The 10370-nt window shown below is 61.1% G+C and carries 12 protein-coding genes and 1 pseudogene; all 13 read left to right on the top strand.

Annotated elements, in window-relative coordinates; translation table 11 throughout:
- On the top strand, positions 1 to 1193 hold a 1193-nt coding region (locus OPU69_RS19610), incomplete at its 5' end, for a TraG/VirB4 family ATPase (RefSeq protein ID WP_498513240.1).
- Positions 1190 to 1567: a hypothetical protein gene (locus tag OPU69_RS19605; RefSeq protein ID WP_082660514.1), complete on the top strand. Its 378-nt coding sequence runs from the start codon at positions 1190 to 1192 to the stop codon at positions 1565 to 1567. The genes OPU69_RS19610 and OPU69_RS19605, both read left to right, overlap by 4 nt.
- Before the next feature lie 17 nt (positions 1568 to 1584).
- Complete coding sequence (locus OPU69_RS19600) at positions 1585 to 2115, top strand: TrbI F-type domain-containing protein (RefSeq protein ID WP_498513238.1); 531 nt, start codon at positions 1585 to 1587, stop codon at positions 2113 to 2115.
- Between the two features lie 64 nt (positions 2116 to 2179).
- Positions 2180 to 2701, top strand: a complete 522-nt coding sequence (locus tag OPU69_RS19595; protein WP_498513236.1) for a S26 family signal peptidase — start codon at positions 2180 to 2182, stop codon at positions 2699 to 2701.
- Positions 2698 to 3360, top strand: a complete 663-nt coding sequence (gene traW, locus OPU69_RS19590) for a type-F conjugative transfer system protein TraW (protein WP_058803355.1) — start codon at positions 2698 to 2700, stop codon at positions 3358 to 3360. Before OPU69_RS19595 ends, traW begins: the two co-directional genes overlap by 4 nt.
- The gene (locus OPU69_RS19585; RefSeq protein ID WP_058803354.1) at positions 3357 to 3629 is read left to right on the top strand and encodes a hypothetical protein; all 273 of its coding nucleotides are present in this window, start codon (positions 3357 to 3359) and stop codon (positions 3627 to 3629) included. The genes traW and OPU69_RS19585 overlap by 4 nt, the downstream gene beginning before the upstream one ends.
- A 37-nt stretch (positions 3630 to 3666) precedes the next feature.
- Positions 3667 to 4659 (top strand): conjugal transfer pilus assembly protein TraU, encoded by a 993-nt coding sequence (gene traU / locus OPU69_RS19580; RefSeq protein WP_082660520.1) that lies wholly within the window; start codon positions 3667 to 3669, stop codon positions 4657 to 4659.
- Positions 4660 to 4669: 10 nt separating this feature from the next.
- Positions 4670 to 5407, top strand: coding sequence for a type-F conjugative transfer system pilin assembly protein TrbC (gene trbC, locus OPU69_RS19575; protein ID WP_498513233.1), 738 nt, complete (start codon positions 4670 to 4672; stop codon positions 5405 to 5407).
- Positions 5404 to 7140, top strand: a complete 1737-nt coding sequence (locus tag OPU69_RS19570; RefSeq protein WP_498513231.1) for a conjugal transfer protein TraN — start codon at positions 5404 to 5406, stop codon at positions 7138 to 7140. Before trbC ends, OPU69_RS19570 begins: the two co-directional genes overlap by 4 nt.
- Positions 7141 to 7143: 3 nt before the next feature.
- Positions 7144 to 7521 (top strand): hypothetical protein, encoded by a 378-nt coding sequence (locus OPU69_RS19565; protein WP_498513229.1) that lies wholly within the window; start codon positions 7144 to 7146, stop codon positions 7519 to 7521.
- Positions 7518 to 8321 carry a conjugal transfer protein TraF gene (locus tag OPU69_RS19560; RefSeq protein ID WP_498513227.1) on the top strand — a complete coding sequence of 268 codons (804 nt, stop codon included), beginning with the start codon at positions 7518 to 7520 and terminating at the stop codon, positions 8319 to 8321. Before OPU69_RS19565 ends, OPU69_RS19560 begins: the two co-directional genes overlap by 4 nt.
- Before the next feature lie 65 nt (positions 8322 to 8386).
- Complete coding sequence (locus OPU69_RS19555; protein WP_498513225.1) at positions 8387 to 9763, top strand: conjugal transfer protein TraH; 1377 nt, start codon at positions 8387 to 8389, stop codon at positions 9761 to 9763.
- Between the two features lie 12 nt (positions 9764 to 9775).
- Positions 9776 to 10123, top strand: a pseudogene (locus OPU69_RS19550) (conjugal transfer protein TraG N-terminal domain-containing protein); the annotation flags it as partial.
- Between the last annotated feature and the right edge of the window lie 247 nt (positions 10124 to 10370).

The raw sequence follows: 10370 nt of genomic DNA, 5'->3' as shown, positions 1-10370 counted from the left end.
AGCCGCAATTCTGGTCCCCCTTCCAGAACAGTGCCGGCAACCACAATGTCGCGATCTCCGGCAAGTCCGGCTCGGGCAAGTCGGTGCTGCTGCAGGACCTCACGGCAAGCTTTGCAGGGGTCGGGGCCAAGACCATCGTGATCGATGACGGCCGCAGTTTCGAGCATATGGCCAAGGCGCTGGGCGGGACCTTCACCGAGTTCAAGCTGTCTTCGGGCATTTCGATCAACCCGTTTCGCATGATCGACGAGGCCCTTGCCGAAGGTGACGACGACTATCTGGTCGATTGCCTTGCGATGCTCAAATCCATCGTGTCGCAGATGGCGCGCAACGAGACCCGGCTCAATGACACGGAGCGCGGGCTTATCGACCAGGCGGTCAATCTTGTGTGGGACACCCATGGGCGGGACGGCACCATCGATCACGTGATGCAGGCCCTCAAGGGCCACGAGCATCCCTTCGCTTATGATCTGGCGACCTCGCTGCTGCCGTTCGCGGCCAAGGGAACATACGGGAAGTTCTTCCTTGGCGATGCCAACCTTGATCTGTCGGCCGATCTTACCGTGTTCGAGCTCTCGGACCTTGCGACCCGGGTGGAGCTGCGCGGCGTCGTTCTGACCTCGATCATGTTCATTGCCTCGCAGGTCATGCGCCGGATGGACCGCGCGATCCCGAAACCGCTGATCATCGATGAGGCCTGGCAGATGCTGAAGGGCGGGGCGATGGCCGACTTCGTCGAGACCTATTCGCGCACCTGCCGCAAATATGGCGGCGCGCTGATCACTGCCACGCAGTCGATCCACGATTACTACAAATCCGAAGGCTCGCGGGCCGCCCTCGAAAACTCCGACTGGTTCCTCATCCTCCAGCAGAAGGGCGAAACCATCTCGGATTTTCGCAATTCGGACCGGTTCGAGATGGACAACATGACCGAGGCTTTGCTCCGGTCGCTGAAGCGAAACGGCACCGACTACTCGGACATTTTCATCCGCGGCCCAGAGACTGAATGCGTCGCTCGCCTGGTCCTCGACCGGTTTTCGGGCACGCTCTATTCATCGAGCCCGCACGTCTTCGCTCAGATTGAGGACTATGTGCAGCGTGGCTACCGGATGCCCGATGCCATCGAGGCAGTCGCATTCCCTGAAGAGCATCAGGTGCCTGAATATCTTCCGATGAGGGAGGCTGCAGAATGAGCACGCCTTCTCGTCCCTTGGCACGTCCCCTTGGCCGTTCCCCGATGCGTCACTCGGCCATTGCGCGCCGCAAGAAGGCCGCTCAGGATCTTGTCGTTATTGCCCTTCGGTTCAGCGGTTGGCTTGCCACCAGCGCGCTTGCGACCCTGGGCATCGCCACGCTGTTCTTCCTCGTGCTTGGCGGCTTCACTCTCGATGGCCTGATGCTTCATCTGGACAATCTCGCGTCGCGCTTCGTTGCCGCCGACGCTTCGAGACGCGGCCAGTTCGCGGCCATCAGCTTCGGCGTCATGCTCACGGGCTTTGTGCTGATCGCCTTCTTCCGCCGCGCGAGCCTGATTTCAGCCTTTTCTATTGCCGGAGATGACCAATGACTGACCTTTTCGACCATATGGCGGCGCCTGCCACACCCGCTTCGGCAAAGGCCTCACAGGTCAGACGTCGCAGTCGCTTTGCCGCGCTGTCGGCTCGTGAAATCCTCCTGTTCGCGGGCGCTGCGGCGACCTTTGTCTGGGGGGCCTGGGTGACCAAGAGTGTTGCCGCACAGGGGGCAGGGCAGCAGGAATTCGTCCAGCTTCAGCTGCAGGGCATCATCGGGGATTATCTCCAGGCACAGGCACGCTCGAATGCCGACGAGCAGACTGCTGCGCGGCAGACCGCTGTCTTCATGGCAGCGCTTGATGAGACTGTATCTGGCCTGTCGAAGTCCGGGAAAGTCGTGCTCGTTCATGAGGCGATCGTGGGCGGCGAGGTTCCCGACGTCACGCAGAGCGTGAAGACTGCCGTTTACGCAAAGGTTCCGCGTCCCCAACCCGCCCAAGCGCTTGGCGCCGCTCCCCAGGGTCAGGCGGCCCGCGTTGAACAAGAGATGCAGGCCTTCATGGCTGCCAATCAGGGGCGTCAGCGCGATGGCAAACCCTGATCCGCTCCCTCGTTCGGCTCAACGCAAGGGGTTTGCTCGGCTTTTGTCGGACAGTGAGCCCCCTGTGAAGACAGGTGCGACCAGACGCCTTTCGACCGGTGGCAGGCTTGTGGCGATCGCTGCTGTCTGTCTCGTTGCAGGTGCCCTCAGCGCAGCTTCGAAGTGGAGCGAGAACCACGCGTTGATGATCAACGTGACGGACTCGCTCCCGAACTGGGCGTTCGTGGTCGAGGCCAGGCGTTTTCCGGTGCGCGGGGACTATGTGGTTTTCCATCCCGGTCATGATCCCATTACGGTCAAGTATTTTGGGGCGAAGCCGGCGGCTTTCACCAAGATCGCTCTTGGTCTGCCGGGCGACATGGTGACGCGCATCGGGAATGATGTGCACGTCAACGGCAAGCGTGTGGCGACCATCAAACCGATGACGAAGCTTGGGCATCGTCTTGCCGCTGGCCCGCTCGGGGTTGTGCCGGAAGGCTGCATTTTTGCAGGCACACCGCACAAGGACGGGTTCGACAGCCGCTATGCCCACATCGGTTTTGTGTGCCGCGACCGGCTTGTCGGCACCGGGCAGCCAATCCTGTGAGGGTCGCTTTCTCCTTCCTCGTTGCTGGCGGACTTGCGGTGTCAGCGACGGCTTCGAGCGGCGGGGCAGTGTCTGGGCAAAGCGTCGACCACGGGCAGATGGGCCAGACCTGGCCCATTGCTGAGCCAGATCTCCTGAGCGTTATCAAGGCGCGGCTCGACCATGCGGCTGCGACCGGAAAACTCGATCAGATGAATCGCCAGTTCGCCGAAAAGGTGAAGGCGAGGGTGATGCGACCGGTCCCGGTCTCCGGGATTTCGCCTGCGGAAGAGACCCGGAGCTGGGAGTTCGATCCCTCGATCCGGATCGACAAGGACATCCGCGATCACAAAGGAAACCCGATTGCTGTGGCCGGTCAGCGCGTCAACCCGCTTGCCGCTGCTGGGCTTAGCAAGAAGCTCCTCTTTGTTGATGGAGACGACCCGGCAGAAGTCGAATGGGCGATTAAGCACGGGGGTGATGCGCGCGCCAAGATCATCTTCGTTGATGGCTCTCCCTTCGAGCTCATGAAGGCTCACCAGCGCCGGTTCTACTTTGATCAGGACGGCCGTCTTACCAGCTATTTCGGGATACGCCGGACCCCGGCGCTGGTCGAGCAGCGGGGCGACGTCCTCATAGTCACTGAGCAAGCCATTGCGCGCAAGGGGAGGGGGGCATGAACTCTTGGCGCAATCTGGTTCCGGCGCCTCTTGCTGCGCCCGAAACGCGCGCGCTCAAGGCGGCACGTTTGCGCACGATGACCGGGCTCTTTCTGGTCGCTGCCCTCGTCGTCTCGTTCGGGGCACTTCGGGCGCTAACCGGCATCTTTGCTCTCGCAATGTTCGCAGGCGCTACGACCTTCGCTCTGCTTCAGGGGTTCCTTTGGGTCCGGGCCAAGAACGCGGCGGATGATGCCTGGCTGATGAGGGAGAGAGACGATGCGCTCTAGGCTCCTTGCGCTCCTCCTGGGCTTTGCGTCCCTGTTTATGGCGGCAACCGTGCTGGCCCCTCCGGTTCTGGCTCAGGGTCTTCCGAGCGGGCCTGGCCGGTGCTCAGGCAGTTTCGTCAATCCGGTGACCGATGTGTGCTGGGGCTGCATGTTCCCCTTGTCGCTGGGGTCGCTCAAGATTTGGCCATCATCGCGTACTGACACCGACAATCCGGATCTTCCGATCTGCGCCTGCGGCACGCCGGTGCCGCGCATCGGCCTTGCAATCGGGTTCTGGGAGCCGGTCCGGCTGATTGATGTCTCGACCAAGCCGTGGTGCTTTCCGAACCTTGGCGGCATCAAGCTCGACCCCGGTTTTTCGATCGGTAACGGTTATGCCTCGGATGGCGCGCAGCTAGGGGGCCAGTCCCAGCGCACCGCCAAATACCACGTGCACTATTACATCTACCCGCTTCTCTACTGGCTCGAGGTGGTGACCGATTTCCTCTGTCTCGAGGCGAGCTCGTTCGACGTTGCCTATATGAGCGAGATCGATCCGCTTTGGCAGGACGACGAGCTGGCATCTCTGCTCAATCCCGAGGCCGCCCTTTTCACCTCAGTCATCGCGCAGGCCGCCTGCTCGGCCGATTGCATCTCGGCCAGCGCAAGATTGCCAATGGACGAGCTGTTCTGGTGCTCTGGTTGCCAAGGTTCGATGTATCCGATGAACGGCAATGTTGGTGCCAATATCGGCATCAAGCAGTCAGCGCGGCTCGCGGCCGAGCGCATGGTCTACAAGCTCCACCGTCAGGGTCTCGCCTGGGGCACCAGCGGATCGAAAGCGCTGTGTTCCAAGTACATCATGCCGATCCTCAAGAAGAGCCAGTACCGGATGCAGCAGGTAAATCCGACGCCCATGGTGAGTGGCCGCGAAGCCTGTTCTCCGATTGGAGCGACCACGATCTTGCCCAAATCTGGGCAGGTCTATCCCGTCAAAGGCGAGGATGTCGGCTTCCTCCTCTGGCGCAAACGCAATTGCTGCATGTTGTGAGGTCGCGCCAATGAACCGCAGAGGACTCTTCCCCGCTCTCGCCGCCAGCCTGCTGCTTGGTGTTACAGCCGTCGTTGCCCAGGATTTGACGGACTTCGACCCGAAAGCAATCGAGGCGCGGGCCGATACGTTCAAGGCCGACGCCCAGGCGCTCTTCGACTATGCTACCGCTAACGCGCAAACCCAAGGCGAAGAGGCGCAGACGGTTGTCGCGCAAGGCTATGAGGCAGCCGGCGGCCTCAATGTCTCGCAGATCGCCGGGAAAGATGGCCCCGTCGACTTCGACGAAATGGTGGCTGGCGCCAAGGCCGGCATGGCCCGCCCGAAGGGTGCGCCGCTGTTCGTGGCATTCGCGAGCCTGTCGATGCCCGAAGAGGCGCTCGCACAGATGATCGCTGACACGACCAGGGCAGGCGGCGTTGTCGTTTTCCGCGGCTTCTCCACCGGAAATCCGCAGACCTTCATCAGTGGTATCCGAAAGGTTGTCGACCAGTCTGGCGCAAGCAATGTGGCAATCGATCCCCGGCTGTTTCGATCCTTTGGTGTCGACCGAGTTCCCACCTATGTGGCTCTCGCGACCGATTTCGAGCCCTGCGATCAGCTCGATTGTGTGACCGCGCCGCCGCCGCATGATCGCATCTCAGGCAATACCAGTGTGGCTTATGTGCTCGAGACCTTCGCCGGGGCGGGCGGGCCGGGCGCGCCGGTTGCCCGTCTCGCTCTTGCCAATCTGAGGGGGAAAAGGTGAATGGCCTGCGCATCCTTGCGGTCTCCCTTGCGCTTGCGGCATGCGGTCATCTTGCGCACGCCCAGATGGCGGCCAGTGATGCGAGGGTAGAAGGCGAAGCAATCGCAAAGGGTGTCCGTGACACCACGTCATCGGGCATTCTTGGCAATGGTGCGGCGGCAAACGTGCCCGGCTTCCAGGGCACTGATGTTCCTTCGCGCGATTATGTCGATGATCCTGTCGGGCTGACGGCGGCGGGAGAAGCGCAGCGGTATCGCGATGAGTACCGCGTTATCGTTGATCCCTACAGGACCCGGTTCGATTCCGACACTGTCGATCTGTCTGTCGGTCGTCTGATCGAAGCTGACCCCGACGCCTATCTTGGCGCTGGTGGTGGGCCCGGAGGAGCTGCGGGAGCCTGCAACCCCTTGCCTCCGGGAAGCACGGGCACCACGACTTATCTCGAAAGCTGCAATGCCGGCTCGCAGCCCTTTGCGGAGGCGCGCAGCTGTAATGCGTCGCTGCAGATACAGACCGAGGGAGGGCGCACCTGGGAGTATTCTTGCGAAACCGAAGAGTTTGCTGATCGCAATGAGATGTGTCCGATGCTTGCCCAAGCGCAGGGCTCCAGCTCATGCACGCTCGAGCGCAGCGTTCGGGTAGGGCAAAGGTGCCTGCAGTGGGTGGAAGAGGAGTTCGGTCGCAGGTGGTGTGCTGAGCCAGGCGAGCCAATCTTTCGCCAGGTCTGGCAATGCCCCTCTCGGCTAAGCGGCGTACCGGGCGGGATTGAACGCGACACCTCGCGGATCGTTGTCGAGACCGTCGACGAGGCCGCCTGCCAGAGCGCCACGAATGGTGCCTCCTGCACGCTTGCAAGCGAGGTCTGCACTGCGCCTGGAGAGACGCGGGTCATCAATGGTCTTTCGGTGACGCGCAGCTGCTGGGAGTGGCAGCGGACCTATCAGTGTGAAGGGGTGGCTCCTGCCAATGACTGTGGTGCCCTTGAGGCGCGTGGCGATTGCAGGTTCAGCCATGACGAGTGCCTGAGCTTTGACGCAGATGGTGTGACCTGCAACGTCCATGATCGCTGGTATCAGTGCGCCATTCCCGGCGCGGGATCGCCGTCTCCGCCCGCCTATGTTTGTGCGGGTGATCTCTATTGCATCAATGGAGAATGCACTCAGGTCGAGCGCGAGGCATCACCTGAGTTCAAGGACGCCATGGTCGCCATGAACGTCATGGGCGAGCTGCGGGACGGGTTTGATCCCGACCGGCTGAAGATCTTCAGCGGCGAGCATTTGCGCTGCACCCGCAAGGTCTTTGGCCTTTCGAACTGCTGCAGCGGCAAGGGTGTGCCGCTTCTCACGCCGTTCCTGTGCGACCGCGAGGACCGTGAGGTCGACAAGCGGGATGATGCAGGTCTGTGCCGCTTTGTCGGGACCTATTGCTCAGCCCGCGTGCTCGGCGTCTGCGTGACCCGCAAGCAGTCATACTGCTGCTACGGCAGTAAGCTCGTCCGGATTCTGAATGAGCAAGGCAAGGCGCAGCTTGGAATGCGGTGGGGGACGCCGCAACGCCCTGACTGCGAAGGTTTCCTGATCGGTCAGTTCCAGCAGCTTGACTTGAGCCGCATGGATTTTCGGGAAGTTTATGCCGAGTTCGTTGATGCGGCAAAGCTGCCTGACGAGATCGATATGTCGATCCAGATCCAGCAGAAAATTCAGAACTATTACAATACGAACGGTGGGACCTGACCCATGAGCAGTGCTGATATTCTTGCCTTCCCGCATAGCGAGCCGTTTCCGCCCGCGCAGGTGCTCGATCTCGCGGTCAGCGTCGCCATCGGTCGTGATCTGGCGCGCAGCGAGACCGAGATGTTCGCGCTCATCAAAGACTGGTTCTTGCGGCCTGCGACGGTCGGTGAGCTCGCAGCGTCGATCAAGCGTCTTCTTGATCGCGGCTCCATCACTCGGATGAGTGATGGTTATTTCGACTTTTGCCTCACGCCAGCAGGTGTGGAGGCGACCACCACCCTGTCGGGGGGGATGATCCGGATGATCGACCGGGGCCGCGGTCATTTCAAGACTGCCTTCCTCTTGCAGATGCTCGACCTTGAAAAAGGAAAATGCCCATGACGAGATTAGCGCTCTTGAGCCTTGCAGCAGCCCTCGGGGCGGCGGCTTTCCCCTTGCTCGCCCAGCCACCGGCTGATGCCAATCGCGATGCGTTCTACTGCGACGAGCGCAAGCTTGGGAGCTGGTTTTACTGCAACTCGGAGGAAGCCAAGCGCAAGGCACGCGAGCAGGCAAGGCCCGCATCGCCAGCCATTCCTGCGACCGAGCGCATGGCTCAGATTACGGCGAAGCTCGATGAGCTCAAAGCACGGGCCATTCTCGAGCCAACGTCCGAAAACATTGTCAGCTATATCCGCTTCCAGCGCGAGCAGCTCGACCGCGCTTCGACATTCGCGGACGTGTGGGGCCGCTCGATCTGGCAGAACCCCGATCTCGACTATACGCTCGAACGGCCTGTTTCGACTCTCGCAAAACAGACCTGGGCAGAGGATCGCAAAGCCCAGCGTGAGGGCTCAATGGCGGCGCTCACCGAGCGCTACGGGGTCTTCTATTTCTACTCCTCCTCCTGCTCGGCTTGCCGAACCTTTTCGCCAGTAATGCGGGCGCTGTCCGACACATACGGGCTCGAGGTGCTCGCGGTCTCGATGGATGGCGGGCCCAACGAAGCGTTCCCCAATTATGTCGTCGATAGCGGCCAGTACCAGCGCATGGGTCTACAAGGCGGCGCTGTGCCGGCCCTGGTCCTTTTCGACACCCAGGCACGCAAGCCGATTCCCATCGGTTACGGCGTGATGGCGGCCGACGATGTGATGCAGCGCATTTTCTACCTCACCCAGATTGAGCCCGGGAGTGACTACTGATGGCACGCCAGACCAAGCGCGGCTTTGCCGCCCGCCTCTTCCGCTCGTCGGGGACGGCCCTTGCCGTGCTTGCTGCAGCGAGTTTCGCTGCAGCCCCCGTCAGTGCCAATGTCGGCTCGGAGCTCAATAGCTTCTTTGACGATATGGGCGCCGCCGCCAATGCCACCGGCCCCGTCACCTATCAGGGCCAGTCGGCAGGCTATTACTCGGGCGGCAACATCTGGACCCGCTTTCCGCAAAAGAACGTGAACCCGGTCAATCTCCAGCTGCCCGGGGTCAAAGCTGGATGCGGGGGCATCGACGTTTTCTCCGGCAGCTTCTCCTTCATCAACACCGATGAGATCGTGGCGATGCTCAAAGCGACGGCCAACAACGCGCTGGGCTTTGCCTTCCAGCTCGCGATCAAGTCGATCAGCCCGCAGATCGCCTCGACCATCGAGGAGATGGCACAGAAGGTTCAGCAGATGAACCAGTTCAACATGAACAGCTGCGAAGTGGCGCAGAACCTCGTCGGCGGCCTGTGGGGCAAGTCCGATCGGATGTCCTCGGAGATTTGCAAGTCGGTCGGCAACAGCCAGGGGTTGTTCTCCGATTGGGCCAAGAGCCGCCATGAATGCGGGACAGGTGGGCAGCGTGCCTCGACGATCGCGGCCAACAGCGATCCCGACATTCCTGCACAGAGTTACAACTTCACGTGGGAGATGCTCAAGCAAAGCTACCCCAGTTTCTCGACCGAGTTTCGTGAGTACCTCATGACTTTCGTCGGGACGGTGATCTTCTACCAGGATGGGGATGCCAGCGGCAAACGCGGGTTCCAGTTCGTGGGGCAGGGCGACCGCGCCCTTTTGACTGCGCTTCTGGACGGTACCAGCTCGGTCACGATGCTGAATTGCGATACCAACGACAAGTGCCTCAACCCGACCACGCAGGCCATGTCGATTTCGGCATCACAGGCGTTGAAACCCAGGGTCCGGGCGATGATCGAGAGCATGAACGCGAAGGTTCGCAGCAATGCCGCGCTCACCAGTGACGAGATTGGCTTGCTCGGAGCGACCACGATTCCGCTCTACAAGATCATGACGGTCAACGCTGCCGCAACCCTCGGCGGCATGACCAGCAACGACATGAATGACTTCGCCGAAATCGTGGCGATGGATCTCCTCGATGCGCTTGCGGAGCAATATTATGGCTATGCCTCGCGCGGGGTAGGGACCTTCCAGAACGCCAATGAGGAAGCTCTTTCGCAGTGGCGCGATCAGATCAATTCGGTCCGACAGGTCCTCGACACATACTCGCAAGGCATGAAGCTGCGCCTCGACCGGACCCAGCATGTGGTTCAGCGCGCGGTGTTCCTTGAGGGCACGCTCAGGAACAATTTGTCGCCGCAGATGTCGGCCGCGCTGTCATTCAGCACGTCGCTTTCGCGTCAGGGCATCCAGTAGGGACCGCGTGCCATGATGGAGATCTTCACGATCGGCGGCGGCGAATACATCGTCAATGTCTTCAACGCGGTATCCGCTTGGACTGGGGGAGGGGGCTTTCGTTCGCTGCTGCGCGTCGTGATGGTCATGGGCTTGATCTACACGCTGCTGGTGGTGGCGTTCAGCCTCAACTGGCGTGCCTGGTTCAACTGGTTTCTGGGGGCGACGCTCATGTACGGCGCCCTCATCGTACCTACGATGACGGTGAGGGTTACCGACCGCCTCAATCCCTCCTTGGCACCTGCTACGGTCTCAAACGTCCCTCTGGGACTGGCAATGATAGCCTCGGTCAGTTCGACTGCTGGTGATTGGCTCACGCGTGTCCCCCGTCAGCACCAATGGCACAGATTTGAGGTTGTGATTTAAGGAGGGTTGGGGCTTCGTCGTAGTGACGAAGGAACGAAGATGAAGACCCAACCCTCCGTGAAAAAATCCCCTCCCAAGAAGGCCCCAGCTGAGCGGGTGGTCAAGGATATCCGCCGAGCAACCCGGCGCCATTTCTCTGCCGAAGAAAAGATCCGCATCGTGCTGGACGGCCTGCGTGGTGAGGACAGCATCGCAGAGCTGT

The sequence above is a fragment of the Blastomonas sp. 34TW genome (genome assembly GCF_059803595.1).
This window is presented reverse-complemented; position numbering and strand designations above follow the sequence as displayed.

What these genes read in the sequence shown, in the direction of transcription:
- OPU69_RS19605 (WP_082660514.1), top strand. Translation starts at nt 1,190, where the DNA reads ATGAGCACGCCTTCTCGTCCCTTGGCACGTCCCCTTGGCCGTTCCCCG.
- OPU69_RS19600 (WP_498513238.1), top strand. Translation starts at nt 1,585, where the DNA reads ATGGCGGCGCCTGCCACACCCGCTTCGGCAAAGGCCTCACAGGTCAGA.
- OPU69_RS19585 (WP_058803354.1), top strand. Translation starts at nt 3,357, where the DNA reads ATGAACTCTTGGCGCAATCTGGTTCCGGCGCCTCTTGCTGCGCCCGAA.
- traU (WP_082660520.1), top strand. Translation starts at nt 3,667, where the DNA reads ATGGCGGCAACCGTGCTGGCCCCTCCGGTTCTGGCTCAGGGTCTTCCG.
- trbC (WP_498513233.1), top strand. Translation starts at nt 4,670, where the DNA reads ATGAACCGCAGAGGACTCTTCCCCGCTCTCGCCGCCAGCCTGCTGCTT.
- OPU69_RS19565 (WP_498513229.1), top strand. Translation starts at nt 7,144, where the DNA reads ATGAGCAGTGCTGATATTCTTGCCTTCCCGCATAGCGAGCCGTTTCCG.
- OPU69_RS19560 (WP_498513227.1), top strand. Translation starts at nt 7,518, where the DNA reads ATGACGAGATTAGCGCTCTTGAGCCTTGCAGCAGCCCTCGGGGCGGCG.